Source organism: Roseateles sp. (assembly GCF_047654785.1).
Taxonomy (GTDB): Bacteria; Pseudomonadota; Gammaproteobacteria; order Burkholderiales; family Burkholderiaceae_C; genus Pelomonas.
This window is the reverse complement of record NZ_JASGKQ010000003.1, coordinates 1830004-1855502: the sequence shown is the minus strand read 5'-3', so window position 1 is coordinate 1855502 and position 25499 is coordinate 1830004. Positions and strand designations below refer to the sequence as shown.

26 protein-coding genes and 2 tRNA genes are annotated in these 25499 nt (G+C 67.2%); 10 read left to right on the top strand and 18 right to left on the bottom strand.

The window, feature by feature from the left end:
* Window positions 1-202 precede the first annotated feature (202 nt).
* Window positions 203-532, bottom strand: coding sequence for a thioredoxin TrxA (trxA, locus tag QM788_RS17580; protein ID WP_415662743.1), 330 nt, complete (start codon window positions 530-532; stop codon window positions 203-205).
* A 109-nt stretch (window positions 533-641) separates the two neighbouring features.
* Here trxA and QM788_RS17575 point away from each other — a divergent pair, with 109 nt between their 5' ends.
* From QM788_RS17575 to QM788_RS17565, 3 genes are all read left to right on the top strand, one after another.
* Entirely contained in the window at window positions 642-1280 is a 639-nt protein-coding gene (locus QM788_RS17575; protein ID WP_415662742.1) for a recombinase family protein, read from the top strand.
* 343 nt (window positions 1281-1623) lie between these two features.
* A complete protein-coding gene (locus QM788_RS17570) occupies window positions 1624-2505 on the top strand; it encodes a ParB/RepB/Spo0J family partition protein (RefSeq protein WP_415662741.1) in 882 nt (293 codons plus the stop codon).
* A gap of 66 nt (window positions 2506-2571) precedes the next feature.
* Window positions 2572-3819, top strand: coding sequence for a zonular occludens toxin family protein (locus QM788_RS17565; protein ID WP_415662740.1), 1248 nt, complete (start codon window positions 2572-2574; stop codon window positions 3817-3819).
* A gap of 105 nt (window positions 3820-3924) precedes the next feature.
* Here the strand turns inward: QM788_RS17565 and QM788_RS17560 are convergent, their stop codons facing one another.
* The 10 genes from QM788_RS17560 to QM788_RS17515 all read right to left on the bottom strand — a co-directional run bounded on the left by QM788_RS17560 (window position 3925) and on the right by QM788_RS17515 (window position 9147).
* Window positions 3925-4176: a hypothetical protein gene (locus tag QM788_RS17560; RefSeq protein ID WP_415662739.1), complete on the bottom strand. Its 252-nt coding sequence runs from the start codon at window positions 4174-4176 to the stop codon at window positions 3925-3927.
* Between the two features lie 42 nt (window positions 4177-4218).
* A complete protein-coding gene (locus QM788_RS17555) occupies window positions 4219-4473 on the bottom strand; it encodes a hypothetical protein (RefSeq protein WP_415662738.1) in 255 nt (84 codons plus the stop codon).
* Window positions 4474-4658: 185 nt separating this feature from the next.
* Window positions 4659-4961, bottom strand: a complete 303-nt coding sequence (locus QM788_RS17550; protein ID WP_415662737.1) for a DUF2523 family protein — start codon at window positions 4959-4961, stop codon at window positions 4659-4661.
* A gap of 2 nt (window positions 4962-4963) precedes the next feature.
* The gene (locus QM788_RS17545; RefSeq protein WP_415662736.1) at window positions 4964-5860 is read right to left on the bottom strand and encodes a hypothetical protein; all 897 of its coding nucleotides are present in this window, start codon (window positions 5858-5860) and stop codon (window positions 4964-4966) included.
* A gap of 534 nt (window positions 5861-6394) precedes the next feature.
* Window positions 6395-6712 (bottom strand): zonular occludens toxin domain-containing protein, encoded by a 318-nt coding sequence (locus QM788_RS17540; RefSeq protein WP_415662735.1) that lies wholly within the window; start codon window positions 6710-6712, stop codon window positions 6395-6397.
* Window positions 6713-6928: 216 nt separating this feature from the next.
* Window positions 6929-7138 (bottom strand): hypothetical protein, encoded by a 210-nt coding sequence (locus tag QM788_RS17535; RefSeq protein ID WP_415662734.1) that lies wholly within the window; start codon window positions 7136-7138, stop codon window positions 6929-6931.
* Window positions 7139-7146: 8 nt separating this feature from the next.
* The gene (locus QM788_RS17530; protein ID WP_415662733.1) at window positions 7147-7440 is read right to left on the bottom strand and encodes a hypothetical protein; all 294 of its coding nucleotides are present in this window, start codon (window positions 7438-7440) and stop codon (window positions 7147-7149) included.
* 8 nt (window positions 7441-7448) lie between these two features.
* A complete protein-coding gene (locus QM788_RS17525; protein WP_415662732.1) occupies window positions 7449-7661 on the bottom strand; it encodes a hypothetical protein in 213 nt (70 codons plus the stop codon).
* Between the two features lie 2 nt (window positions 7662-7663).
* A complete protein-coding gene (locus tag QM788_RS17520) occupies window positions 7664-7963 on the bottom strand; it encodes a hypothetical protein (RefSeq protein WP_415662731.1) in 300 nt (99 codons plus the stop codon).
* Between the two features lie 26 nt (window positions 7964-7989).
* Window positions 7990-9147, bottom strand: coding sequence for a replication initiation factor domain-containing protein (locus QM788_RS17515; RefSeq protein WP_415662730.1), 1158 nt, complete (start codon window positions 9145-9147; stop codon window positions 7990-7992).
* 514 nt (window positions 9148-9661) lie between these two features.
* Here QM788_RS17515 and QM788_RS17510 point away from each other — a divergent pair.
* From QM788_RS17510 to QM788_RS17485, 6 genes are all read left to right on the top strand, one after another.
* Window positions 9662-9904 carry a hypothetical protein gene (locus tag QM788_RS17510; RefSeq protein ID WP_415662729.1) on the top strand — a complete coding sequence of 81 codons (243 nt, stop codon included), beginning with the start codon at window positions 9662-9664 and terminating at the stop codon, window positions 9902-9904.
* Window positions 9905-9983: 79 nt separating this feature from the next.
* A complete protein-coding gene (locus tag QM788_RS17505; protein WP_415662728.1) occupies window positions 9984-12578 on the top strand; it encodes a PD-(D/E)XK nuclease family protein in 2595 nt (864 codons plus the stop codon).
* On the top strand, window positions 12575-15790 hold the full coding sequence (locus QM788_RS17500) for a UvrD-helicase domain-containing protein (protein WP_415662727.1): 3216 nt from the start codon (window positions 12575-12577) through the stop codon (window positions 15788-15790). The genes QM788_RS17505 and QM788_RS17500 overlap by 4 nt, the downstream gene beginning before the upstream one ends.
* A 15-nt stretch (window positions 15791-15805) precedes the next feature.
* Window positions 15806-15882: transfer RNA gene (locus QM788_RS17495), tRNA-Pro, on the top strand.
* A 176-nt stretch (window positions 15883-16058) separates the two neighbouring features.
* Window positions 16059-18038, top strand: coding sequence for an OPT family oligopeptide transporter (locus QM788_RS17490; protein ID WP_415662726.1), 1980 nt, complete (start codon window positions 16059-16061; stop codon window positions 18036-18038).
* A gap of 72 nt (window positions 18039-18110) precedes the next feature.
* Window positions 18111-18187 (top strand) — tRNA-Arg (locus QM788_RS17485).
* 50 nt (window positions 18188-18237) lie between these two features.
* Here the strand turns inward: QM788_RS17485 and QM788_RS17480 are convergent.
* Window positions 18238-18936 carry an N-acyl amino acid synthase FeeM domain-containing protein gene (locus QM788_RS17480; RefSeq protein ID WP_415662725.1) on the bottom strand — a complete coding sequence of 233 codons (699 nt, stop codon included), beginning with the start codon at window positions 18934-18936 and terminating at the stop codon, window positions 18238-18240.
* 286 nt (window positions 18937-19222) lie between these two features.
* Between QM788_RS17480 and QM788_RS17475 the strand changes: the two genes are divergently transcribed.
* Window positions 19223-19933 (top strand): hypothetical protein, encoded by a 711-nt coding sequence (locus tag QM788_RS17475; RefSeq protein ID WP_415662724.1) that lies wholly within the window; start codon window positions 19223-19225, stop codon window positions 19931-19933.
* Window positions 19934-19961: 28 nt separating this feature from the next.
* On the opposite strand, the gene QM788_RS17470 is transcribed toward QM788_RS17475, so the two are convergent.
* The 6 genes from QM788_RS17470 to lptF form a co-directional block, all read right to left on the bottom strand.
* A complete protein-coding gene (locus QM788_RS17470) occupies window positions 19962-21035 on the bottom strand; it encodes a phosphotransferase (RefSeq protein ID WP_415662723.1) in 1074 nt (357 codons plus the stop codon).
* 86 nt (window positions 21036-21121) lie between these two features.
* The gene (locus QM788_RS17465) at window positions 21122-21826 is read right to left on the bottom strand and encodes a Crp/Fnr family transcriptional regulator (RefSeq protein ID WP_415662722.1); all 705 of its coding nucleotides are present in this window, start codon (window positions 21824-21826) and stop codon (window positions 21122-21124) included.
* 43 nt (window positions 21827-21869) lie between these two features.
* Window positions 21870-22814 (bottom strand): CysB family HTH-type transcriptional regulator, encoded by a 945-nt coding sequence (locus QM788_RS17460; RefSeq protein WP_415662721.1) that lies wholly within the window; start codon window positions 22812-22814, stop codon window positions 21870-21872.
* 78 nt (window positions 22815-22892) lie between these two features.
* On the bottom strand, window positions 22893-23258 hold the full coding sequence (locus tag QM788_RS17455) for a sirohydrochlorin chelatase (RefSeq protein WP_415662720.1): 366 nt from the start codon (window positions 23256-23258) through the stop codon (window positions 22893-22895).
* The gene (lptG, locus tag QM788_RS17450; protein WP_415662719.1) at window positions 23258-24382 is read right to left on the bottom strand and encodes an LPS export ABC transporter permease LptG; all 1125 of its coding nucleotides are present in this window, start codon (window positions 24380-24382) and stop codon (window positions 23258-23260) included. Before lptG ends, QM788_RS17455 begins: the two co-directional genes overlap by 1 nt.
* Complete coding sequence (gene lptF, locus QM788_RS17445) at window positions 24379-25476, bottom strand: LPS export ABC transporter permease LptF (RefSeq protein WP_415662718.1); 1098 nt, start codon at window positions 25474-25476, stop codon at window positions 24379-24381. Before lptF ends, lptG begins: the two co-directional genes overlap by 4 nt.
* Between the last annotated feature and the right edge of the window lie 23 nt (window positions 25477-25499).

Below are 25499 nucleotides of genomic sequence, written 5' to 3'. Positions count from 1 at the left end.
GGCGAGGTCACGGTCGCCCCGGAACGGGACCGCACGGCCGGCCGCCGCTCCCAAAAAAGCGGGCGGCGTGGCGTCAGGAAACGTAGGGGAGGGGCGCCGAGTCCACGCTGGCTGGATTCGTCCGAATCCGGGGCGTGTTGGCTTTTGGCTGCCGCAGCGGAACGCCGGGAGGCGTGTGAAGCGCTGTGGCAGCCGGGCGCGATTATAGGTTCGCGTCGATGAAGGCGGTTAATTGGGCCTTGGAGAGGGCGCCGACCTTGGTGGCGGCCAGTTGGCCGTCCTTGAACAGCATCAGCGTCGGGATGCCGCGGATGCCGAACTTGGCGGGCACCTGGCGGTTCTCGTCCACGTTCATCTTGGCCACCTGCAGCTTGTCGCCGTAGCCGGCCGCGACTTCGTCCAGGATGGGGGCGATCATCTTGCACGGGCCGCACCACTCGGCCCAGTAGTCCACCAGCACCGGCTTGCCGGACTGGATCACGTCGGCGTCGAACGACGCGTCGGAAACATGCTTGATCAATTCGCTGCTCATGGGAGGGTTCCTTGGCCTCAGAAGGTGGGCGTCGCCGTGCGACGGCGCCGTCCGGATAGGCAAAATCATTGTACACAAGCACCCTGGCCAAGCTCCGAAAGCTGGCCCGATGGCCCCGTTTCTCCCGCGTTCACGAAAGCCAGGCGCTGCAAACATCGCAGCACCAATAGGGAGAACGGCATTGAAACTGGGGTATGCGCGTGTTTCCACGCTTGAGCAAGATACACGACTTCAGATAGACGCGCTGAAAAAAGCAGGCGTTTCAAAGTATTGGCACGAGAAGCGCTCCGGGGTGAAGGAGCGGCCGGAGCTTGAAGATTTACTCTCCAGCATCGGAACGGGCGACGTTGTAGTCGTCTACAAAATCGACAGGCTTGCACGGTCGCTGCAAGACTTGATCCGAATCGAAAGCCTGATTCGCCAGGCTGGCGCTTGTCTGCAAAGCCTGACTGAGCCGATAGAAACTCAAACGGCCGTCGGCCGCATGATGTTTCAGCTTTTGGGAGCGTTCGCCGAGTTCGAACGCAGCCTGATCAACGAGCGCTGCACCGCCGGGCGCATCGCCGCGCGTGCCCGTGGCGTTCGTTGCACGAAGCCGCGCAAGTTCGACTATGAATCGGCGTTGCGCATGCGAAATTCCGGGGCCTCAATAACCCAGATCGCCGAAGCCCATGGCGTTTCCTTCGAGAGCGTCAAATGCGCCATCTACAGAATGAAGCGCGGCAAAACCCCCGTGGCGATGCCCTAACGGGCCCGGGCTCTATGGCTTCGCCACAAAGCCCCTGCGGGTCTTTGCCCTTCGGGTAACGATCCCTATCGCAAGCTGCCGCCATGAGCAGGTAGCTAAACGGAGCCTACCTCCCTGTTCGTTGTACCGCGAAGCGGTTTAGGCGTCAAGACCAAGCCCTGCGGGCCATTTCCGCGCACCGGCATATGAGCGTCGCACAGCGACGCCGATAGGAAGGGCAGGGCGGAAATGGGTCTTGACCCCTAAACCGCTTCGCTGTGCATGGCCTTTGGCGAGGAAGGCCCCACCCCACGGGCGGGCCGTCATGCCCCACCGGGGCGCTTTTCAACCAATGGAGAACGCTATGTCTGAGCAAAAGTCCATCACCCAAATGATCCCCCTCGCCGCCGTCACGATCGCACCGAACGTTCGCACGCGAACCGGCCTGAATGAGGCATCCATCAACGAACTTGCCGAGTCGCTGAAAGAGCACGGCCTGATGCAGCCGATCTTCGCACGGCGCGTGAACGATGGATACGCGGTGATCGCAGGGCAGCGGCGCACCTTGGCCGCGATCCGCGCCGGATGGTCGGAAATCGCCGCCATCGTCACCGACGAAGACAAGTCCGCCGAGCTGAAGGCGAAGCAGATCATCGAGAACGTTCAGCGCGAAAACCTGAACCTGTTCGAAGTCTGCACTGCGGTTCGTGAGATGCAGGCCATGATCGGCAAGCCGGCCGAGGTGGCGCGCAAGCTGAACAAGTCCGCCGGGTGGATTTCTAAGCATCTATCCCTGACCTCGCCCGGCTTCAGCCAGGAAGTGCGGAACCTAGTCGCAGACGGCAATCTTCAAGACGTTGAGACGGCCGTCACGCTGAACCAGATTGCAAAACACAGCGACGGCGGGCCGATGCTAGAGAAGCTGCTGCCGATGGTGAAGCTTGGGACCGTCGGACGAACGACCGTGCGCCAGCACCTTGACGAACTGCGCAAGGCGTCACAGATGAACCTTGAACTGCCCAAAGGCGGAGAGGGTGGCGAAGATGGTGGCGAAGATGGTGGCGAAGATGGTGGCGAAGATGGTGGCGAAGATGGTGGCGAAGGCGATGGCGACGACGAAGAGCCGACCGGCAAGGCCACGATCACCTTTCAGCTTTCCGCTTCGCAGGCCAAGCAGTTCGAAGCCCTCGGCGGCGCACAGTGGCTACGCCGTCAACTCAAGAGGCTGGAGAAGGCGCAGAACTAATTAAACGAAATGGACGGGCTGACCGCCCGTCCGTTTCGCATGCGAAACAGAAAGCGGAGAACATCAATGATCATATTCCACGAAGGATTGCCGGGTTCCGGAAAATCTTACGAAGCCATGGCGGTTCGTATTATCCCGGCCATCAAGGCGGGCCGTGAAGTCGTAGCATACGTCGAAGGTATCGACCACAAGAAGATTGCCGAAATCGCCGGAGTCAGCGAAGAAAGATGCAGAGAACTACTGCACGTCTTGACTCGTGATCAGATGAAATCCAATTGGGTTGAACTCTGCAGGGACAACGCGCTTCACGTCTTCGATGAAGCTCAAAACTTCTGGGGAAACCGCGTCAAACTGAATGAGGTGCAAACCGAACTGGTGACGGAGCACCGGCACCGTGGCATGGATATCGTCTTGATGGGTCAAGACGTACGGGACGTACATGCCACATGGCGACGCCGAATCGAACTCAAGCTCTGTTTTCTGAAGCTCAACGCGTTCGGAAAAGGCAAGAAATACAGGGTCAACACTTTTCGCCACACTGGTGGAGACAAGTACAGTAAAACAGGAACAACGATAACAAAATACGATCAGAAGTATTTTGGAACGTACAGCAGTCACGTGTCGGATGACACGAATACTGACGTTTACACCGACCAACGAGCGCAAGTATTGAATCATCCGTGGCTGAAATACGGAATCCCGCTAACGGCCATCGCCGTTACATTCGGCGCATGGAAAGCATGGGCATTTTTTCATCCTGATGAAAAACAGCCGGTTAAGTCAGAAAGGCACTTCGAAGTTCAGCGGCCAATCAACAACAACGGCGCCGCAGTGCAACCAAAAAAAACAGCCGACAACAACCAGCAAGCAGAGCAAGAAGAAAAATCACCGATAGAGCGCCGAATGCTAGAAGTGTCATCGAAGGGAAGAATCCGACTTGCCGGGCTCATCACGATGCGCAACCGCACGTCCGGCGTGATTGAATGGATTCAAGGCGGATCCGTCGTCATCGAAAGACTTTCGCTTGACGCACTCAGAACGCTAGGCGTTGCCGTCGTCATAAGCGGCGACGTTGTTCAGCTTGCCGTAGGCGGCTACCACGAACTGGCCACGCCATGGCCCCTGGAAGAATTCGGACGGGCAACAGCGGCACAACAGTCCGCAGTTCGCGGCCCTCAGCCAATCAGCAGCGAAAACAAGACGACAACGATAAGTCAAGAAAACACGCCGCCAAGATTCTTTGATGCACCCGGCCCCATAACGCACACCCCCACAGTTGGAAGTGCCATCAAGGACGTAGCCGCCGGGCGATAGTTTCGCACGAGAAAAATCGGCCAATGCCGGCCACGGCGAGCCAGGGCCGGTTCTTGCTCGAACAGCTCGGGGCGCGCCGCGCCCGCGCTTGAAGATCGTCCAAGCTTATTCGGCCACCAAGCGCACGAGCAACTCGCGCACATCAGCTTCCAACTGCCCGCGTCCGGCAGCACCAGATGAGGGGGCGTCATGGGCGACCGAGTAGCGCTTGTGCGGCATCTGGTGCTGCTTGTAAGCCTGGCCGCGCAATCGGTTTTCTGGCGTGTAGACGACGGTGCCGTCCTGGCGCTGGGTGAGCTTCAGGCCGGTATCTCGGCCGTCGATGATTAGGCTGTCGTCGGTGGCGTGCTGCAGCATGGGGCGATCCTGGAAAGCCCGGCGCCTGCCGGGCCGGGTTGTTCAGAGGGCGGCGATAGCGGCTTCGGCAGCTTCCAGGCTCTCGAAATACCAGACCTTCGACTGACCGTCGAAGCGGGCGCCTTGGGCCTTCAGAACGTCCTTGACGTCGAAGGTGTTGCCGCCGAAGGCGTTCTTGCCGTAGCCCATGCCGCTGGTGCCGAATGTCAGGCCCAGGGCGGCGGCCTTCTCAGCCAGTCGGTTCTTGCGCTCTTCAAGGCCGTTGAAGGCGGGGCGGACGGTGTGCTTGATGAACATGGTGTGCTCCTATCGGAACGCCAGGAACCGCCTGGACTCGGGGACCGCGTTTCTGCTGTCCATGTCCTGAAGTATACGCGCAATGCGCGCAACGTCAACAACTTTTTTCCACCACGGAATCCGTTTTATGAAGTAACGATCCCTATCGCACCATACTTAGACGAACAGTGGCGCTAATAGGGTTGTCAGAATATGAAGGAAAGCGCCTTGCGAGTAATCCTGAACGTAAATCCAGCGCCAATAATGCCAAGTGCAGTAGGAATGCCAAGTGCAGTCAATATATAAGAAACACCGGGATCGATGTTTGCATAGACAGACTGCAGGCCGTCCTCAAGGAACTGAGGAACAGGAATTGACGACGACAAGCTTACGAACGCATTTGCGCACATTTCCACCGTGCCAATAAATGCATCCGACACGAAGTCCCACAACGCACCAAAAAACGACTTTACAAGGCCCAACAGCCATGAGGTAAATTGGCTAAGCACAATCAATCTCCGATGGAAATCCTGAAGGCAAAGAACGACGCCACCACAAGTATGCAGACCTTTAGTATCGCCAATGCGCTAGATGCAAAAGAACTGCAAAACTGATCGATGCTGAATTCGGCGTCGATATAAGGAATAGTGCCGCTCCAACTTGGACAGGTGCCGGCGGCAGAAACTACCAAAAACCGGCCGGCCGCCGTTCCTATCGGCGTAGACAGGAACGAATCCCTCGCCGACGCCAAGACGCTATCCAACGTCTTTCCTTTCGCATGATAAAGGCTACCAATATTCGCAGGCTCACCGCCGCACCCCGATGCACTCGAATTCTTCTTGCACTCGCTTGATTCGTCGTCACCTTCGTCCTTGCCATCATCCTTTCCAGGTGGCTTGTTCGTCGTCGACTCGCTCTCAGTCACGCTAGAACCATCGGGCCTAACGGTAGTTCTCGTCGTCGTCGTTTCGACAATGCCGTCAGCGCCGGTCCTTGTCGTCGTTTCCGTTGTAGTCTTCGACCCGTCCGGGTTTTCCTGAACGGTCTTTTCCGTCTTCGTCGTGCTTTTGTCTTCAGAACTCTTATCAACTTCGTGATCGTCGCCGCTCTGATCGAAACAAACAGTCTTTCCGTTTATCGTGCCGGCGCCCTGACCCGGCTTACAACCGTCCGGCGGCACAGCCGATGCAGCACTGCCAACCTGCTTCCCGGCTTCAGCCGATGCACTGCATTTTTTGCCCGTATTTACGTACGCCCCTTTCGCATACCAATGTTTAACGCCGTCAACAAGCGAGCTACCGGCCGGCGACTCACCATCAAAAACAACTTCACAATTTCCCGAACAACCCCAAACAACAGGACTAGCAGAAGCTTTCGTGCCAATGTCGAAATAACCACTTTTGTTCACCTCCTTAGAAGGGCAAGCGCCACTGCACGACTTGCCGTCAACGCTAGGGCTATAACCGCCAGAACAACTGCACTGTTCACTCCCGGAATACGTAGAGTTCTCCGGGCACTCATTGACATAAGACCAGGAAATATTAATAACCCAGCCCTCGCTAGTGTCGCTGGCAAGACTTCCGTCAGGTCGATACTGCTTATGCCACCTATCACACTTGGCCGGATTGGTACTAGGGTTACAGGCTTTACTGTAATGAACTCCAGAACCCCAGCTATAACTATATGACGAGCCTTCGCACGTAGTTGCGGCAAGACCGCCGTCCTTCGATTTAAACACACTGCCATCTGACAGTTTTTGGCAGTAATACTCAATGCCAGAAGCGCGTGGGACCGTTCCCTCAGCCTTTGCGTAATTGGTTCCAAAAATTAGGCAAAGGCACGTGACAATCAAATACAGCGCGCAAAAAAAGATTCTACGCATGCTAACCATTTGCCAGGCCCAGAACACATGCCTTTCCACAAAGGCACCCGCAAAAGAAAATCACCACAAGCCACATGTTTGCACCTCATTAAGTTTGACGCGGTTTCCCCAGAAGTTTTGAGCTTCGTCGAAGACATGAAGCGCGTTGTCCCTGCAGAGTTCAACCCAATTGGATTTCATCTGATCACGAGTCAAGACGTGCAGTAGTTCTCTGCATCTTTCTTCGCTGACTCCGGCGATTTCGGCAATCTTCTTGTGGTCGATACCTTCGACGTATGCTACGACTTCACGGCCCGCCTTGATGGCCGGGATAATACGAACCGCCATGGCTTCGTAAGATTTTCCGGAACCCGGCAATCCTTCGTGGAATATGATCATTGATGTTCTCCGCTTTCTGTTTCGCATGCGAAACGCCCCAGACCTTTCGATCCAGGGCGCATCGTCGGCGAATCAGCGTCCGAACATGGAAAGTATCCGACGCACGCCAAACGCCACAAGCCTATAGCCAACTATGAAAGCAGCGAAAGCTAAAACCGCTGACGACTCGTCATCGCGCGATATGGCATCGACGATTGCCGAAAAATCCATGGCCTATCAGCGAATCATCGAAAGAACGATGCGAACGCCCGTCTTGATGACCGCAGGTGCGGCCAGAATCGCACCGATGGCCAGAATGGCCGTTCCGACCGAAGACAAATCAACCGCCCCGGTCAGGGACGAAAAATCGGGCGCGGCGGCATTCGCAAAACCAGAAACTGCGACGGCCAGACCGGCGACCACGGCGCCCTTGAACTTGTTTTCCATTTCAATGCTCACTTTCCGTTAATGAAATTGACGACCGCACCAACAGCCCAACCGATAACGTAGCTGCTGACCACAAGAAAAAAACCAGCACTCCAGGCGGCCGCCAAATCTGCGGATGGAGGCAGTTCATTCGTAGACGAAGATTCTTCTTGAATCAACGCGAGAACCTGATCAGCTTCGTCCGGAGAAAACACAACCATACCCGGACAACCGCCACCAGACTGACCCTGATAAGGCCCGATAACGGCGACTTGAGAGCCACCAATATCAACAGAGCCGACAACGTTGACGCACGAAGCCATGCGAAGCGTCAAGCGAAATCGGCGTCAAGATCAACAACGAGGGCAGAGCCCTTATCGCAGTGATCGTCAACAAGCTGACGAATGTCGTCAAAATCATCAACAACGCCGAACCGAACAGCCGTGGCAAGGGAAGGGGTCCAAGCCACGTCACCAGTTCCTGGGTGAACGTGCAGAAACTGGAACGTCACACCAGACTGAATAATGAAGCGGCCGGACGCCATGATTAGGCAGCCTTCGCCGCGACAGGCTTCAGACCATGCATCACGGTCTTCGAAGTCTTGCCGTTCGTGACAATTTCCATTTCCGCGATGGCATCGAACGGAAACGGCATCTTCTCGAACTTCTTGATTTCATCGCTCAGGCCGAGCGTGAATTCAGCAGAGCACTGCCCAAACGCGTTGCCCTTGCTCGAATCCATATCGACCAAGGCATACACCTTCGTCGAATCAAAGGAAACGCCGTTGTCCATTTGGCCTTTGCTGGCCTTCATACCAACGACCTTGATCTGTGATTGGAACTTCATACGAACTCACTTTCGCTTGCGAAATGTCAGGCCCCGTTAAACGATGGCGCGGAAGCTGGGGCCATAAGCGCCGCGACTTTTTCAAAAGTTTCCCGAAGACGGTCCGGAGCAATGCCGAGAAGCCGGCGCGGAACGCGATGGCGTTCGCTATCGATTATCTCCGCAAGAATGTCACCGCCCATATCGAAGGCAGCAACGATGGCCGGGGCGGCTGTGCGCTTGATCCAACGGACCACGCGAACAACGGCGGCTTCCGCCGTCGTATCAATCAAATCCGGCACCGTAGGGATTCGCTCAGCCTCAGCCGCAATTCGCTCACGCTCCAAAAGCTCCGCGCAAAGCGGATATGCGCCTGCGAAAAAATCGGCCGGACGGGTCATCGAATCCAGGGAAATCACGCGATGGTTATCACGAAACTCAACCTCGACACGAACCCACTCCGACCCGGCCTCGTGGCCGAACTGTTCGTCGCCCTTCTCATAAACGCGGCAGCATTTGCCGGTTTCACGAGAACCAACTTCGAAAGTGCGTGAATGCTGAAGCTCCCAGCTTCCGTGATTCTTCTGTCCAGGTCGCTTGCCGCGAACGTCAAAGCCGCCTTCGCGGTATGCCTGGACAGCATCAGTGACGCTGTAGCCGGTCCATATGTCAAGGCTCAAATCGATGCGCGTCACGTGTCCACGTGCGGCAGAAATCCAGTCACGGACCGGCGCTAATTGAGCCGGCGTGATCGTGAGCAGCGCGGAGCCGAAGAGGTTGAAGTGAACCGTGCCGGCCTGCTTCACCGACTTCGCGCCGGCCATGACGTAGCCAACGGTTTCTCCGGCGAAACGAAGCTCAACCCTGACCGAGTAGAAGTCCATGCCGCGCAAGACAGCGCCGACTTCGAACTTGCCCAACATGGCGCAAAACTGACGAGCCCCGGCAAGCGCCACGGCGTGCGCCGTGGTGTATTCGGACACGTCCACCGTGGACGACTTGCGAACCAGATCGCGGCCGGGCTGGTCCAGCAGTTCCAGAACCGTTACGTCAAGCAACGATGGTTCCCGCGACACGATGGCATCCATCGGCAGGGTGAATCGCAACCAGTCAACCCGGACGCGGCCAGGGTTCGACTGTTCAATCTGTTCCAGCGTCCACTTGATCCGGCTTCCGGCCATCACCGGCTTGGCATCTACTTTCACGACCGTGCCCCCACTGTTGTCCCCGTGTTACCGAGGGGGACAGCGCAGGCCGGCGTCATGCCCGCGCAAGCGCGTGCATCGACGCCGGCCTGCGCCGGCTCGCACATGCACCTTTCGTCCAGGTGGCTGCACTGACGAACGTTCGCGTCCGCAAACCAAATCTGCCCGAGGTAGCAGTCCACCTTGAACCAGTCCGGCGAACGCTCATCACGACCGGGCGCGGCTTCGATGACTCGTCCGCACAGCACAACACCGCGCTTGCGGACTTGCACACGCACCACAGCCGATGCGCCCGCCCGCTCACTCGCCGACAGCACAACAGCCAGCCATGACCGATATGTCAGCGGCTCGCCTTGCGTAGTTGACTCGCTGTGAAGTACATTCCCGGCCATAAAGCACTACCCTTCGTGATGCTTCACGTTTTGCGAAGCATTTCGGCCCGACTGTACGTCATGAAAGGTGAACTATGAACTTGGGGAAAACCCTTATGGATGGCGTGGCGGCCAAAAACGGCATGACCCGCTACGCCATAGCCAAAGAACTTCAGCTCCACCAAGGCTTTTTGAGCCGGGTTTACGCCGGCAAAGACCCGATCCCGCCTGCAATGGCCGCACGCCTCGCAGTTCTTGCCGGCATAGACGCACGCCGGGCAGCAATGGAAGCGCTTGTTTCGCAAGAGAAAGACCACGAGAAGGCCATCGCCCTAGCTGAAGCGCTTGGCGTGGACGCGCCCCCTACGCCAGTGGCTAAGGTGTGACATAGCCACTTTGGGCCCGTCGGTCGCCGGGGTGACCGGCAGCGGCGGCCAGGCCGGGCGTGGGAGGCCCGTTTCACCCGTGCAGCAAACCATCAGCCTGGGCCTCGCGCCCGGGGAAGACATCGCCGCGTTCTGGCAGCGCGTGGCCGGCGCCTGCGCCGGCTGGCTGGCCGGGCAGGGCGCGCCGCTGCGCGACGCCGTGTTGCTGCTGCCGTTCGCGCAGCAACTGGCGCCGGCGCGCCGGGCCTTCCTGGCCCGGGGCGGCTGGCAGCCGCGCATCACGACCAGCCACAGCCTGGCCGCGGCGCTGGGCCCGACGCCGCTGGCCGCGCCCGACCAGCTCTCCGGCGACGCCGCCATAGACGCCTTCACCGCCGACCGCCTGCTGGCCGACCAGAGCTGGGTGCAGCCGCTGCGGCGCGGCAGCCCGCGGGACTACCGCGTCGCGGTCGCCCGCCTGGTGGGCACCGCGCAGGCGCTGGCGCGTGCCGCCGCGCAGGTGCCGCCCGACGAGCGGCCCGCCTTTCTCGACGTCGCCCGCCAGCGGCTGGCCGCGCTGGACGCCGGCCCCGGCGTGCTGGAGCGCGCGCTGGCCCAGGTGGCGCTGGCCTGGGTGGCCACGGACGAGCGCCGGCCGGCCACCGACGCCCTGTTCGCGCTGCGCCCCAGCGCCTGGATCTGGCTGCGCGCGGGCGGCCCCGACCCGCTGGCACAGGCGCTGCTCGCCCGGGCCGGCGGGGCCGGCGAGGTGCCGGCGCTGTGCCTGGACGCCGACCTGGACCTCGACCAGGCCTGGGCCGGCTTCACGCCCGCGGCGCGGGTGGAGGCCGCCGTCGCGCCGGACTTCGAGACGCTGGCCGCGCAGAGCGCCACGGCCGTCATCCAGCACCTGAACGCCGGCCGCCGGCCCGTCGCGCTGCTGGCGCAGGACCGCGTCGTCATCCGCCGCGTGCGCGCGCTGCTGGCGCGCCAGGGCGTGCCGGTGCATGACGAAACCGGCTGGACGCTGGCGACCACGCCGGCCGCCGCCGCCGTCATGGCGCTGCTGCGCGCGGCGCTGGCGGGCGGGGCAGTGGACGACTGGCTGGCCTGGATGAAGTCCGCGCTGGCGGCCGATTGGCCCGCCGACGGGCTGGCCGCGCTGGAGTCCTGCTGCCGCCGCTTCGCCTGGCGCCAGGCCGCGCAGCTCGACGCGGCCACGCTGCCGCCCGCCGCGGGCGCGGCCTGGCAGCGCGCCCGGCGCCAGTTGGAGCCGCTGGCCGGCGGCGCGCGTTCGCTGGGGGGCTGGCTGACGGCGCTGAAGCAGGCCCTGCACGGGCTGGGCCCGCTGGCCGGGGTGGCGGGCGGCGAGGCGCTGGGCGAGGCGCTGTGGCTGTCCCGCAGCCCCTGGGCCGGCAGCGCGCACGAGGCCGCGCTCGCCCAGGCCCGGCTGCGGCCCGAGGAGTTCCTGGCCTGGGTGGACGACACGCTGGAGTCCGCGCAGTTCGAGCCCGCCGAGGAAGCGGGCGCCGCCGAGGTCGTCATCACGCCGCTGGCGCGGGCGCTGCTGCGGCCGTTCGGCGCCGTGGTGCTGCCCGGCGCGGATGCCGCCACGCTGGGGCCGGTGAACCCGCAGGCCGGCCTGCTGGCCGATGCCGACGCGGTGGCGCTGGGCCTGCCCGGCCTGGCGCAGCGGCGCGAGGCCGAGGCGCTGGGCCTGGCGCAGCTGCTGCGCGCGCCGGTGCTGACGCTGCTGCGCTGCGCCTTCGCCGGGGCCGAGCCGTTGCCGCCCAGCCCGCTGCTGGAGCGGCTGGCCGGCGCCGCGGCCCGGGCCGGGCAGGCGCTGGCGCGCTGGCCGGACGGGCGGACACCCGCCGCGCCGCCGTCCGCGCCGCAGACCCGCGCCGCCGCCGACGCCGCGGGCCGGCTGCCCGCCGCGCTCAGCGCCAGCGCCATCGACGCGCTGCGCAACTGCCCCTACCAGTTCTTCAGCCGCGCCGTGCTGGGCCTGCGCGAGGCCGACGAGCTGGAGCAGGAAACCACCAAGCGCGACTACGGCACCTGGCTGCACGCGGTGCTCAAGCGCTTCCACGAAACGCGCGACGGCGGTGGCGATGACGACGCGGTGCTGCGCGCCGCCGCCGAGGCCGAGCTGGCGCTGCTGGACGCCACCGACTTCCTGCCGTTCTCGGCGGCCTTCGAGCGGCTGCGCCCGCTCTACCTGGCCTGGCTGGCCGAGGCGGAGGCCGGCGGCCAGCGCTACGTGGCCGGCGAGGTGGCGCGCGAGGCGACGCCCTTCGCCGCGCCGCTGGAGGCGCTGCGGGTGCAGGGCCGCATCGACCGCATCGACGACCGCGCCGGCCGCATGCTGCTGCTGGACTACAAGACCGGCAACGCCAAGGCGCTGAAGGACAAGGTGGCCGCGAAGCTGGAGGACACCCAGCTCGCCACCTACGCGCTGCTGAGCGGCGCCGGGCCCGGCCTGCAGGCCGCCTACCTGGTGCTGGACGACGGCAAGGGCATCGCGGTGCTGCCGCACGAGGACGTCAGCGACACCGCCCTGGCGCTGCGCGACGGCCTGCAGGCCGACCTGGCCGCGGTGCATGCCGGCGTGCCGCTGCCGGCGCTCGGCGAGGGCCGCGTCTGCGACTACTGCGAAGCCCGCGGGCTGTGCCGCAAGGACGACTGGACATGAGCGCCTCCGAACTCGCCTACTGGGCCGACGGCCGGCGCATCCCGCGCGAGCAGTTCTATGCGCTGGCCTGCGACCCGGCGCGCAGCATCGTCGTCGAGGCCTGCGCCGGCGCGGGCAAGACCTGGATGCTGGTGTCGCGCATCCTGCGCGCGCTGCTGGCCGGCGCCGAGCCGCAGCAGATCGTCGCCATCACCTTCACCCGCAAGGCCGCCGGCGAGATGCGCCAGCGCCTGGCCGACTGGCTGGCCGAGTTCGCGCAGGCCGACGAGGCCGCGCAGCTCGCGGCGCTGCGCCAGCGCGGCCTGCCGGCCGGGGACGCCGCCGCGCTGCGGCCCCGGCTGGCCGCGCTGCAGGCCGAGCTGCTGCGCGGCGGCCGGGCCGTGGAGGTGCGCACCTTCCATGGCTGGTTCTCGCAGCTGCTGCGCGCGGCGCCGCTGGCCTTTTTGCGGGCGCAGGGCCTCGCGCCCGAACTGCAACTCGTCGAGGACGAGGAGGAGCTGATGCCCCCGCTGTGGCGGCGCTTCCACGCCGCCGTGCTGGCCGACGCGGTGCTGCGGGCGGACTTCCAGGCGCTGACGCAGTCGCGCGGCCGCTTCAACCTGCGCGAATGGCTGCTGGGCGCGTTCGCCAGGCGCGTCGAGCTGCGGCTGGCCGAGGCCGCCGGGGTGCTGGCGGGCAGCCTGCCCGGCGCCGTCGAGCTGCTGGGCATGACGCCGGAGCAATTCTTCGCGCAGCTGCGCGGGCCGCTGCAGGCGCTCGCCCGCCAGCTCGGCCAGGCCCAGGGCAAGAAGGCGCAGGCCGCGGCCGCCGCGCTGGAGCAGGCCGAAGCGGTCGATGCCGCCTTCGCCGCGCTGTTCACGCAGAAGGGCGAGCCGCGCAAGCTGGGCGTCGACAGCCCGGACCTGGACGCGCTGTGCGACGAGCTGCTGCGCCTGCGCGGGGCCATCGCCCAGCAACAGGCGGCGGACGAGCATGCCGCGATGCGGCGGCTGGCGCTGGTGCTGGTGGACGCCTTCGAGGCGCTCAAGCGCGAGCGCGGCCTCGTGGACATGAACGACCTGGAGCGCGGCGCGCTGGCGCTGCTGGCCGACGCGGACACCGCCGGCTGGGTGCAGCAGCGGCTGGACGCCCAGGTGCGCCACCTGCTCATCGACGAGTTCCAGGACACCAGCCCGCTGCAGTGGCAGGCGCTGCACGGCTGGCTGTCGGCCTATGCCGGCGCGGGCGCGGGCGCGCCGCTGTCGGTGTTCATCGTCGGCGACCCCAAGCAGAGCATCTACCGCTTCCGCCGCGCCGACCCGCGCGTGTTCGCCGCGGCGCAGGACTTCGTCTGCGCGGGCCTGCAGGGCGCGCGCCTGGCCTGCGACCACACGCGGCGCAACGCGCCCGAGGTGCTGGAGGCCGTCAACGCCGCGTTCGACGCGGCGCAGCGCGCCGACGCCTACGAGGGCTTCCGCCCACACACCACCGAGGTCCCGGCCGGGGACGAGCTGGCCGGCCTGTGGGCGCTGGACGCCGGGCTGGCCGCGCCGCCCCCGGCCGAGGCCGCCGACCCGATGCGCTGGCGCCCCAGCCTGAGCGAGCCGCGCGTGGAGGCCGAGCTCAGCCGCCGCGCGCCCGAGTGCGAGCGCGTCTGCGCGGCCATCGCCGGCCTGCTGCGCGAGCGGCCGGCGCTCCGGCCCGGTGACCTGTTCGTGCTGGCCCGCAAGCGCGACCCGCTGCGCCAGCTCAGCGCGGCGCTGACGGCGGCCGGCGTGCCGCACGCCGCGCCCGAGGAGCAGCCGCTGGCGGCGCTGCCCGACGTGGCCGACCTGCTGGCGCTGCTGGACGTGCTCGCCTCGCCGGGCCACGACCTGTCGCTGGCCCGCGCGCTGCGCAGCCCGCTGTTCGGCGCCAGCGAGGCCGACCTGCTGGCGCTGGCCGAGGCCGCCGGCAGCGCCGACTGGCTCGGCCGGCCGCCCGCCGAGCGCCGCCGCTGGTGGGATGCGCTGCACGAGCTGGCCGCGCCCGGCCCCGTGCTGGCGCGCGCCCGGGCGCTGCTGCGCGACTGGGCCGAACAGGCCCGCCAGCGCACGCCGCACGAGCTGCTGGACCGCATCGTCCACGAGGGCGCCCTGCTCGCCCGCATCGCCGCGGCCGTGCCGGCCGCCGACGCGGACGTGCGGCTGCAAAGCGTGCAGGCCCTGCTACGCGCGGCGCTGGATCTGGACGGCGGCCGCTACGCGCAGCTCTACGGCTTCGTGCGCGCGCTGAAGCGCCGGCCCATCCCCTTCGTGCCCGCCGCCGCGCCCGACGCGGTGCAGCTGCTCACCATCCACGGCGCCAAGGGCCTGGAGGCCGAGGTCGTGTTCCTGCTGGACACCGACGCCGCGCCGCCCAAGGCCGAGACGCTGGGCCTGCTGCTGGACTGGCCCGTGGGCCGGCGCGCACCGGTGCGCGCCGCGTTCCTCGCGTCGGAGGCCCGGCCGCCGCCGTCGCTGCAGGCGCTGGTGGACGGCGAGCGCGCCGCCCGCGAGCGCGAGGAGCTGAACGGCCTGTACGTCGCGATGACGCGCGCCCGCCGCGCGCTGGTGCTCAGCCACACGCCCGGACGCAGCGCCGCCACCAGCTGGTGGGACCGGCTGCAGCCGCTGGCCCGCCGCTGGCCGCTGGCGGCGGACGCCGGGGCGCGCGCCGCCGCCGCCGCGCCGCCGCTCGCGCCGCTGCCGCGCTGGCAGCCGCCGCCGGCCGCGCCGGTGCGCGACGGCGCGGCCCGCGACGCCCGCCAGGCGCAGGTCGGCGAGGCGCTGCACCGCGTGCTGGAGTGGGCCTCGGCGCCCGGCCAGGCGCAGCCGCTGGCGCTGCTGATGGACGCGGCCTCGCAGGCCTTCGGCCTGGACGCCCGGGCGCGCGAGCAGCTCGCCCGGGCCGCGCAGGCCATCCTCGCCAGCGCCGACTGCCGGCCCTTCTTCGACCCGGCCTGCCTGCTGTGGGCCGGCAACGAGGTGGCCGTGGGGCAGGGCGGCGAGGACCAGCGCATCGACCGCCTCGTGCAGACGCGCGACGGCACCTGGTGGGTGCTGGACTACAAGCTGGGCAGCGCGCCGGAGCGTGATCCAGCCTACCTCGCGCAGATGCGCGGCTACGTCGCGGCCGTGCAGGCGCTGCAGCCGGGCGAGCCGGTGCGCGCCGCGCTGATCAGCGGCACCGGGCGCCTGGTGCCGGTCGGCTAGAATCGCGGGCTTGTTCGGGGCGTAGCGCAGCCTGGTAGCGCATCTGCTTTGGGAGCAGAGGGTCGCGAGTTCGAATCCCGCCGCCCCGACCACCCTTTCGACAACCCGCCGCTGGCCCCGCCACCGGCGGGTTCGTTTTTTTGAGAGGCCGCACGACCCCGCAAGCGAGGCCCGGGCATCCCCCGGGGTGGCGCCGGCGGTCCGGCCGGGACAATCCGCCCCTTTCGCTTCAACCCCCGGCGCAGCCACAAGCCGCGCCCGAGACTCCATGGCACTCCAACACCTGACCGACGAGCAGATCGCCACCTGGACCCGCGCCCAAAAGGACGAGTGGTGGTTCAAGAACGTCTACCGCGGCGACATGGCGCAGCTGACGCTGCGCTCGGCCTTCACCGGCTTCCTGCTCGGCGGCATCCTGTCCGCCACGGGCTTGTATATCGGGGCCAAGACGGGCATCGCCATCGGCGTGGGCCTGACCTCGGTGATCCTGGCGTTCGCGCTGTTCCGCGCGCTGCACGCCAGCGGCTTCGCGCAGGACTACACCATCCTGGAGAACAACTGCACCCAGTCCATCGCCACCGCGGCGGGCTACGTCATCACGCCGTTGTTCTCCAGCCTGGCGGCCTACATGCTGATCACCGGCGTCATCCCGGCGTGGTGGCAGCTGATGATCTGGATCTTCGTCGTCTCCATGATCGGCGTGCTGCTGGCCTTCCCGCTGAAGCGGCGCTTCATCAACGAGGACCAGGCGCCGTTCCCCGAAGGCCGCGCCTGCGGCGTGGTGCTGGACTCGCTGTACCACGGCGAAGGCGGCGAGGGCCTGTTCAAGGCCAAGCTGCTGGGCGTCGTCGGCGGCTTCACGGCGCTGTACCAGGCCGTCGTCAGCGATGGCTGGATGAAGCTGGTCCAGTTCAAGATCCTGATGCTGGACAAGTGGGCCGGCCTGAAGGCGCCCTGGCACCTGCATGAGCGGCTGGACCAGTACTACTACGACTGGGCCGGCAAGAGCGCGGCGCTGATCCCGACCATCCTGGGCACGGACATCCGCCAGCTCGGCCTGCGCGTCACGCTGGACGCCGCGATGCTGGGCGTCGGCGGCCTGATGGGCATGGCGGTGGCGGCGAGCTGCTTCCTCGGCGCCTTCATCAACTTCGTCGTGCTGGCGCCCATCATGATCCAGGCCGGCGACATCGCGCCGCGCCTGGGCGCCGACGGCGTGCTCGTGCCGCTGAACCGCGCCGAGATCGTCAACCAGTGGTCGCTGTGGTGGGGCGTGACGATGATGGTCGTGGGCGCCATGGTGGGCCTGCTGGCCAAGCCCGAGATCTTCAAGAACGCGTTCCGGCGCAAGGCACCGGCCGCCCCGGGCGGGGGCAGCGACCTGCTGAAGGACATCGAGGTGCCGATGTGGATCAGCTACGTCGGCGTGCCGCTGTTCAGCGTGCTGGGCAGCTACGTGACGCACGTCTTCTTCAACGTGCCGTTCTGGCTGGCGCTGGTGTCGCTGCCGCTGATCTTCGTGCTGACCGTCATCTGCACCAACTCGATGGCGTTGACCTCCTGGACGCCCACCGGCGCGCTGTCCAAGATCACGCAGTTCACGATGGGCGCCATCGACCGCAGCAACCCCGGCTCCAACCTGCTGCCGGCCGGCATGACCAGCGAGATCGCGTCCAACGCGGCCAACCTGCTGTCCGACATCAAGCCCGGCTACATGCTGGGCGGCAAGCCGCGCCACCAGGCCATCGGCCACATCATCGGCAACTTCGCGGGCGTGCTGTTCTGCGTGCCGCTGTTCTTCCTGCTGTTCCTGACGCCCGACGCCAGCGGCGTGCGCAGCGTGGCCACGCTCGTGTCCGACCAGTTCGCCATGCCCGCCGCGCTGCAGTGGAAGGGCGTGGCCGACATCATCGCCAAGGGCCTGAAGGGGCTGCCGACGTCGGCGCTGGTCTCCATGGGCGTGGCGGCCGTCGCCGCCGTGGCGATGGAAGTGGCGCGCATCAAGACCAAGGGCCGCTTCCAGCTCTCCGCCGTGGCCACCGGCCTGGGCGTGGTGCTGCCGCCGGAATCGGTGCTGGCGATGTTCGTCGGCGCCGTGGTTTTCTTCCTGATGGGCCGCAAGCACAAGGCGCCGGGCACCCCCGGCCACCGCATCTGGGTGGACGGCATGGAGCCCATCTGCGCCGGCCTGATCTCCGGCGCCGCGCTGATGGGCATCGGCAACGCCATCATCAACGTGCTGATCTGATCCGCCCCGTTTCTCCCCTGACAATGGCGGCCGGCCGTCTGGGAACGGCCGAGTCGTCTGAGTTCCGCCGCACTGCCCATAGCTCAACTGGATAGAGCACCAGCCTTCTAAGCTGGGGGTTCCAAGTTCGATTCTTGGTGGGCAGGCCAGCCTTGCGGGCCCGACCCGCGTGCGACCTGGCACGCCGCCGGGAGCGTGGCTACGGCAGCCGGGCCAGCATCGTCGCCTCGGTGGCCTCGTCCCAGGCCAGCGGATAGAGGCTGCGCGCGGCGGCCAGCGCGTCCGGCTGGCCGCCCCAGCGGGCGATCTGCTCGCGCACGGTGGCGAAGTCGATGCTCATCAGCACGGCCGGCGCCGCGACGCGCGGATTGTGGCGCGCGGTGGTGTGCGGCACGAAGCCCAGGCAGCGGCGGTAGAACGCCACGTGGCGCGGGTTGACCTCGATGACCAGCCGCTCGCAGCGCGCGCGCCGGTGGGCGTGCAGGTAGCCGAGGTGGAAGATCTGGGCCAGCACGCGCTTGGGTTCGTGGGAATGCTTGTCCACCGCCAGGCCGCCGAACTCGCACAGCCTGATGCCCTGCGCCCGCCAGGCGCCCAGTTCCTCGCGGAACAGCAGGTCGGCATTCAGGCCGCCGCCGCCCTGGCCGTCGTCGTCGAAGCGCACCGACAGCGTGCCGACGATGCGGTCGCCGTCGCGCGCCGTGCAGACGATGTCGCCGTCCTCGTTGCGGCTGCTGTAGCGCTCGCGGCTGACCTGCAGGCCGCGGTCGCCGTAGCGGCGCTGGACGAGGCCCAGCGCGTCGCCGTCGAGGCCGCCGAAGTCGCTGGACAGCGCCAGCGGCGCGGCGGCAAGGGTCTGGGCCCTTGGGGCAGGTGGGGCGGCGAAGGTGGGGGTCATGCGGGTGGTCCCTCCGCGCTGGGTGCGCGAGTTCCCAAGTCTAGGAAGGCATTGACGCCCCTGGCGCCCGCGCTCACAGACCGATACACCGCCGCGCCGCACGGCATGAGATTTCTCACGCGGTGTCGCTGCGGGGGCAAGGTGGAGGGGGCGCCCGCGCCGGCCCGGTGGCGCGGCGGGGATGGGGCGTGAATACACTGCGATTATCCGTCGCTTCCCTTTTGCGCCCCGTTCCTCGCGGGCGCCTCCCGATCCCATGGTGGTAAAGCAAGTCAAGCATTGGCTCGTGACGCGGGCTAACGCCGCGCGCTGGCGTCCCGTCCAGGACTGGGCCGAGGCCGGCGGCGCCACGTTCAGCCAGGCGGGCGATGGCCAGGGCTTCGTCATCGAGCGGCCGGCGGGGGCGCTGGGGCCGCTGCGCGTCGAGTGGGGCGAGTCCCAGCGCAGCTACCTGCCGGGCTGCGAGCTGCGCATGCGCTGCGAGATGGGGCTGCATCGGGACCTGCAGCTGATGGTGCTGGGCCGCGCGCTGATGGAGACGCTGGAGCGCGCCGTCTTCGAGGCCTACACCGACACGCTGAAGACCCGCCTGGACACCGGCACGCCGGAGGAGATGCGCTGGCTGGTGATGTTCCCGCGGTTCGAGCAGGCCGCCTCGCCAGTCATCCGCCAGCACTACGGCGTGGTGGGCGCGACGCGGGAGCTGGCGGGCGCGTGGCTGGACGGCGAACTGGGCGAGGCGCTGGTGCAGGCCAGCGAGGACCTGCTGCCCGAGGGCCACCCCTTCGTGCTGATGGCCATGCGCGGCAACCTCTACTTGCGCGCCGGGCTGGACGAGGCCGACCTGCCCCGGGTGCAGGGGCTGGTGTGGCTGCTTGAATGCGCCGCGCGCGCGGCGCGGCGCGTGGGCGAGCGGCTGTCGGACTCCGGCGCCTGGCCGACGACGACCTCCGTCGCCTGGACGCCGCCGTCGATGCGCGCCGGCGACGCCGGCTGACGCAGCCTGGGGGGGCTTAAGGACTCTTTCAGGCTTTCTGCGCGAAGCGCCAGGCCAGCTCCGACAGCGGCCGCGCGCTGGCCGCCGTCTCCCTGGCCTGCGCGCTGGACGCGGTGCCGTCCACGACGCGCTTGGCGATGCCCTGCACGATGGCGGCGATGCGGAACAGGTTGTAGGCCAGGTAGAAGTTCCAGTCGGCCATGACGGCATCGACGTCCGCGCGGCCGGTACGCTCGCAGTAGCGCTGCACGTACTCGCGCTCGCTCGGGATGCCCAGCGCGGCCAGGTCCTTGCCGCCCAGCCCGCGCGCGGCGCCGGAGGTCTCGATGTGCCAGCTCATGCAGTGGTAGCTGAAGTCCGCCAGCGGGTGGCCCAGCGTGGACAGCTCCCAGTCCAGCACGGCGATGATGCGCGGCTCGGTGGGGTGGAAAACGACGTTGTCCATGCGGTAGTCGCCGTGGACGATGGCCACTTCGCCCGCGTCGCGGGCTGACGCGGGGATGTGCCCGGGCAGCCAGTCGATCAGCGCGTCCATCGCTGGATTGGGCTCGGTGACGGAGGCGAGGTACTGCTTGCTCCAGCGGCCGATCTGGCGCTCGAAATAGTTGCCGGGCTTGCCGTAGGCCGCCAGCCCGCGGGCTGCGAAGTCCACCTGGTGCAGCGCGGCGATGACGCGGTTCATCTCGTCGAAGTGGGCCGCGCGGCCGGCGTTGTCCATGCCGGGCAGGCTCTGGTCCCACAGCACGCGGCCGGGCATGAAGGACATGACGTAGAACGCGCGGCCGATGACGGACTCGTCCTCGCACAGCGCATGCATCGCCGGCACGGGCACGTCGGTGCCGGCCAGCGCGCGCATCACCTGGAACTCGCGCTCGATCGCGTGGGCGGACGGCAACAGCCGGGCCACCGGGCCGGGCTTGCTGCGCATCACGTAGCGCGCGCCGGGCGTGGTCAGCAGGTAGGTCGGGTTGGACTGGCCGCCCTTGAACTGCTCGATGGCCAGCGGCCCCGCGAAGCCGTCGACGTGGGCGCTCAGCCAGGCTTGCAGGGCGTCGGTATCCAGGGGCTGGGCCAGCGGGCGGGTGCCGGTGAATGCTTCCATGGCGGTCGTCGTGAGGTGGCGCGAATCCGCCATTGTGGGAGGCGCCGGGCGGCGGGCGTGTCTCCTGCGCGGCAGCGCCTGGCGGTTCAGCGCGCGGCGGCGGCCAGCAGCTTCTCGCGGCTCAGCACCACCAGCCGCGTGGGCTCCACGCGCACGGCGCCCTCGCGCTCGAAGGCCTTGAGTTCCTGGTTCACCCGCTGGCGCGATGCGCCCAGCAGCTGGGCCAGGTCTTCCTGCGCCAGCTGCAGGCCGATGCGGATCTCGTCGCCTTCCGCCACGCCGTAGGAGCGCGCCAGCAGCAGCACCTGCTTGGCCAGCCGCGCGGCCAGTGGCCGGGTGTTGAGGTCTTCGATCATGTCGAACATCAGCCGCAGGCGGCGGCAGTTCAGCCGCAGCAGCGCGTCGTACAGCTCCGGGTGGACCTGCAGCAGCGCGCGGAAATCGGCCTTGCGCACGCACAGCAGCGTGGTCTCGCCGTGGGCGCAGGCGTCGTGCGTGCGGGGCAGGCCGTCGAACAGCGCGATGTCGCCGAACCAGGTGCCGGGTTCGACATAGGTCAGCGAGATCTGCTTGCCGGCCAGCGACACCGAGCTGACGCGCACCGCACCCTTGGCGACGCCGCACCACTCCAGGGCCGGATCGCCGCGGTGGGACAGCATGGTCTCGTCCGCCAGCCGGCGCACGTAGGCGCGCTGCAGGATGTCGTGGCGCAGCGGTTCGGAGAGCCGGGCGAACCAGGCGCCCTGGTCGATCTGCCGGCGTTCGGCGGGAGTGAGGCTGAGTGCGTTCATGGCTGGGGCGGCATTGTGCCGCCCATCGTTTCCGGCGCCGGCCCTACAGGCCGAAGTCGGTCGCATCGCCGCTCATCGCCCGCTCCAGCAGCTTGCGGCTCAGCCGCTCGGACAGCAGCTCGGCGAACACGTAGACATAGTTGCGCAGGTAGGCGCCGCGCTTGAAGGCGATGCGCGTCACGTTGCTGCCCAGCAGCGTGCCCAGCGGCCGGGCGACGAGGTCGCTGCCGGGCGGCTCCTCGCGCATCGCCATCTCGGCGACGATGCCGACGCCCATGCCCAGGCGCACATAGGTCTTGATGACGTCGGAGTCGATGGCCTCCAGCACGACGCTGGGCGTCAGGTGGCGGGCGGCGAAGGCCTTGTCGATGCGCGTGCGGCCGGTGAAGCTGGGGTGGTAGGACACCAGCGGCTCGACGGCGAGCTGTTCCAGGCTGATGCGCTCGCAGCTCGCCAGCGGGTGCTCGCGCGGCACCACCATCACGTGCTGCCATTCGTAGCAGGGCAGGGTGACCAGCTCGGGGTACTGCGCCAGCGATTCGGTGGCCAGGCCCAGGTCGGCGGTCTCGTCGAGCAGCATCCGGGCGACCTGGTCGGGGCTGCCCTGGTGCAGGCTGATGCGCAGCTGCGGCAGGTTCTTGCGCAGCTGCGCCACCGGCGCGGGCAGCACGTAGCGCGCCTGGGTGTGGGTGGTGGCGATGGAGAAGGTGCCGCTGTCCTGGCGCGAGTACTCCTCGCCGATGCGCTTCAGGTTGCCCACCTCGCGCAGGATGATCTCAATGCAGGCCAGCACCTGCTGCCCCGGCTCGGTGATGCGGCGCAGCCGCTTGCCGTGGCGCGAGAAGATGTCCACGCCCAGTTCCTCCTCCAGTTCGAGGATGGCCTTGGACACCCCCGGCTGCGACGTGAACAGCGCCTTGGCCGTCTCGGTCAGGTTGAGGTTGCGGCGGGCGGCTTCCTGGACGAAGCGGAATTGGTGCAGGTTCATGTCAGTGGCGCGCGGCCGCTCCGGAGCCACTGACGCACCCCCTCGGGGGGCAGTGAGCGGAGCGAGCGTGGGGGTGAATCATTCGAGAGTCGCCAGGCAGGCGTCGCAGATGGCGTGCAGCACGGCGTCGTGCTCGCCGAGGGAGGGGTGCAGCCGCCACTCGACGCCGCCATGCCGCTGGCGCAGGCCGTCGAGCAGCGGCGGCACGTCGCGGCGCACATGGCCGCCGGTGCCGAGGAAGAGCGGCAGGACGTGCACGCGCGTGCAGCCGGTCGCGGCCAGCGCCGCGGCGGCGTCCTCGAGGCCGGGAGGCATGAATTCGAGGTAGGCCAGCGCCAGCGGCAGCTCCGGCCGCGCGGCGCGCAGGCGCGCGGCCACGGCCTCGAACGGGCGCGCCCAGGCGGCGTCGCGCGCGCCGTGGGCGAAGAGCAGCAGCCCGTCCATCAGCGGTAGCGCACCAGCCAGGCGAATGCCGCCATCGACAGGCCCAGGTACAGCAGGCTGGGCGTGGCCGAGACGATCCAGGGCGTCCAGTTCTTCAGCAGGCCCAGGTGGCCGGCGACGTTGTTCAGCAGCACGAAGCTGATGCCCAGCATGATGCCGCCGAACACCTTGAGGCTGATGCCGCCCGAGCGCCCGTGCAGGTAGGCGAAAGGCAGCGCCAGCGCCACCATCACGAAGCAGGCGAACGGGTAGAAGGCCTTGCGCCAGAACTGGATGCTGTGCGCCTGCGCGGACTGCTCCTGCGCCGACAGGTGCCGGGTGTAGCGGTACAGCTCGGCCGTGGACATGGACACGGCCGGCTGCACGGCCGCGGCGATGACGCCCGCGTGCAGGGAGCTCTGCCAGTCCAGCCGGTCGAGCCGCTGCTCGGTGACGGCCACGGCGCCGACCTTGCCCGCGGCCGGCGTGCCCGGCGCCCAGTCCGTGCGCTGGACCTGCTGCAGGTGCCAGACGCCGCGGCCGTCGACGCCGGCCTTGCCCGCCTCGGTGCGCGACAGCAGCCGGCCCTGCGCGTCGAACTCGTAGATGCGCACGTCCTCCAGCGCACCGCCGCCGCCGACGCGGCCGACCTTGACCGAGTAGCTGCGCTCCTGGCCGTCGACCTGCCGGTGGTCCTTCAGCCAGGCGCCGCGGGCGGGCGCGCTGGCGCCGTGGCTGAAGCTGGCGCGCAGCTCGTCGCCCTTGCGCTCCAGCGCGGGCGCGACGTAGTCGCCGACGACGAAGGTCAGCACCGCGAACACCGCCGCCAGCCGGGCCAGCAGCCCCAGCGCGCGCGCCGGCCCGAGGCCGCCGGTGCGCAGGATGGTGAACTCGCTGCTCTGCGCCAGCCGGGCCAGCGCGATGATGGTGCCGATCAGCACGGCGATCGGGAACAGCGTGTAGAAGTTGCGCGGCAGCTCCAGCGCGGCCAGCAGCGCGGCCTGGCCGGCACCCGCGCCGATGCGGGACATGTTGTCCAGCTCGTCGACGAAGTCGTTGAAGAACACCAGCGACAGGAAGGCCAGGACGACCATCACGATGGCGCCGACGATGTCTTTGTAGAGCAGGCGGCGGACGGTCCTCATGCCGCGGCCTCCTTCGCGCGCCGGCGCAGGCAGAAGCGGTTGCCGTTGTCGCGCAGCCAGATGACCGCCAGCGCCAGCAGGAATGCGCCGCCGTGCAGGCCGGCCAGGGCGTGCGACAGCGAGGCGCGGCCGTTGCCGACCCAGGACACCGTGACCGTGATGAGGTTGAAGTAGACGACGAAGGCCAGCAGCGCGAACAGCAGGTTCCAGTTGTTCGCGCGGCGCGGGTTGGACGCGGCCAGGCCCACGCCCAGGAAGGCCATGTTGATGCCGCCGAGGATCATGCCCAGCCGCCAGGCCAGCTCGCCCCGGTGCTTGGGGTTGGGCGAGTGCAGCAGCTCCAGCGTCGGCGTGGCCTTGGGCGGCAGCTGGCTGGCGTTGGCCAGCACCTGGGTGTCGGTCAGCACCTGGTACTGCTCGAAGCGGGCCAGGCTCTTCTCGCCGGTGCGCAGCTGGGTCTCGTTGCGCTGGCCGTGGTCCAGCACCAGGTAGCGGTCGCCGCCCTCCATCAGCAGCCGGCCGCGCGAGGCGGTGGTCACCGATTCGCGCTCGTGCTGGTTGGCGAGGATGAAGACGTTGCGGCCCACCGTGGCGTCGTCGCCGTCGCGCTCGATGAAGAACACGCGGCTGCCGTCGCGCGAGCTCTGGAACTGGCCCGGCGCCACGCGCGACAGGTCGCCGCGCTTCTGGTAGCGCTCCTTGAGCTCGGCGCTGTTCCGGTTGCCCCAGGGCCAGACGACCAGCTCCAGCACGATGATGGCCAGCAGCACCGGCCAGGCCATGCGCAGCACTGGCCGCACGAAGCGCGACAGCGGGATGCCGCTGGCGAACCAGATCGTCATCTCCGACTCGCGGTACAGCCGCCCGAGCGTCAGCACGACGGCGATGAACAGCGCCAGGGTCAGCATCGTCGCCAGGTGGGCGATGGTGGCGTAGCCCATCAGCAGCACCACGTCCTGCGGCGCCACGTTGCCGCCCGCCGCCTGGCCCAGCGTCTTGATCAGCGTCAGCGTCAGCATGATGGTCAGGATGACCACCAGCGTGACGCCGAAGCTCCGTGCCAGCTCGGACCGCGTGGATGAATCGAATAACATCAAACGCACTTCTATCTACTTCT

Bases quoted from the DNA above. Each gene is read 5' to 3' on its own strand.
- QM788_RS17525 (WP_415662732.1), bottom strand. From the start codon at position 7,661: ATGGCGTCCGGCCGCTTCATTATTCAGTCTGGTGTGACGTTCCAGTTT.
- QM788_RS17500 (WP_415662727.1), top strand. From the start codon at position 12,575: ATGAGCGCCTCCGAACTCGCCTACTGGGCCGACGGCCGGCGCATCCCG.
- QM788_RS17490 (WP_415662726.1), top strand. From the start codon at position 16,059: ATGGCACTCCAACACCTGACCGACGAGCAGATCGCCACCTGGACCCGC.
- QM788_RS17575 (WP_415662742.1), top strand. From the start codon at position 642: ATGGCCCCGTTTCTCCCGCGTTCACGAAAGCCAGGCGCTGCAAACATC.
- QM788_RS17460 (WP_415662721.1), bottom strand. From the start codon at position 22,814: ATGAACCTGCACCAATTCCGCTTCGTCCAGGAAGCCGCCCGCCGCAAC.
- QM788_RS17470 (WP_415662723.1), bottom strand. From the start codon at position 21,035: ATGGAAGCATTCACCGGCACCCGCCCGCTGGCCCAGCCCCTGGATACC.
- QM788_RS17465 (WP_415662722.1), bottom strand. From the start codon at position 21,826: ATGAACGCACTCAGCCTCACTCCCGCCGAACGCCGGCAGATCGACCAG.
- QM788_RS17455 (WP_415662720.1), bottom strand. From the start codon at position 23,258: ATGGACGGGCTGCTGCTCTTCGCCCACGGCGCGCGCGACGCCGCCTGG.
- QM788_RS17535 (WP_415662734.1), bottom strand. From the start codon at position 7,138: ATGGAAAACAAGTTCAAGGGCGCCGTGGTCGCCGGTCTGGCCGTCGCA.
- QM788_RS17530 (WP_415662733.1), bottom strand. From the start codon at position 7,440: ATGGCTTCGTGCGTCAACGTTGTCGGCTCTGTTGATATTGGTGGCTCT.
- QM788_RS17570 (WP_415662741.1), top strand. From the start codon at position 1,624: ATGTCTGAGCAAAAGTCCATCACCCAAATGATCCCCCTCGCCGCCGTC.
- lptF (WP_415662718.1), bottom strand. From the start codon at position 25,476: ATGTTATTCGATTCATCCACGCGGTCCGAGCTGGCACGGAGCTTCGGC.
- QM788_RS17540 (WP_415662735.1), bottom strand. From the start codon at position 6,712: ATGATCATATTCCACGAAGGATTGCCGGGTTCCGGAAAATCTTACGAA.
- lptG (WP_415662719.1), bottom strand. From the start codon at position 24,382: ATGAGGACCGTCCGCCGCCTGCTCTACAAAGACATCGTCGGCGCCATC.
- QM788_RS17555 (WP_415662738.1), bottom strand. From the start codon at position 4,473: ATGTTCATCAAGCACACCGTCCGCCCCGCCTTCAACGGCCTTGAAGAG.
- QM788_RS17510 (WP_415662729.1), top strand. From the start codon at position 9,662: ATGACCCGCTACGCCATAGCCAAAGAACTTCAGCTCCACCAAGGCTTT.
- trxA (WP_415662743.1), bottom strand. From the start codon at position 532: ATGAGCAGCGAATTGATCAAGCATGTTTCCGACGCGTCGTTCGACGCC.
- QM788_RS17565 (WP_415662740.1), top strand. From the start codon at position 2,572: ATGATCATATTCCACGAAGGATTGCCGGGTTCCGGAAAATCTTACGAA.
- QM788_RS17520 (WP_415662731.1), bottom strand. From the start codon at position 7,963: ATGAAGTTCCAATCACAGATCAAGGTCGTTGGTATGAAGGCCAGCAAA.
- QM788_RS17480 (WP_415662725.1), bottom strand. From the start codon at position 18,936: ATGACCCCCACCTTCGCCGCCCCACCTGCCCCAAGGGCCCAGACCCTT.
- QM788_RS17560 (WP_415662739.1), bottom strand. From the start codon at position 4,176: ATGCTGCAGCACGCCACCGACGACAGCCTAATCATCGACGGCCGAGAT.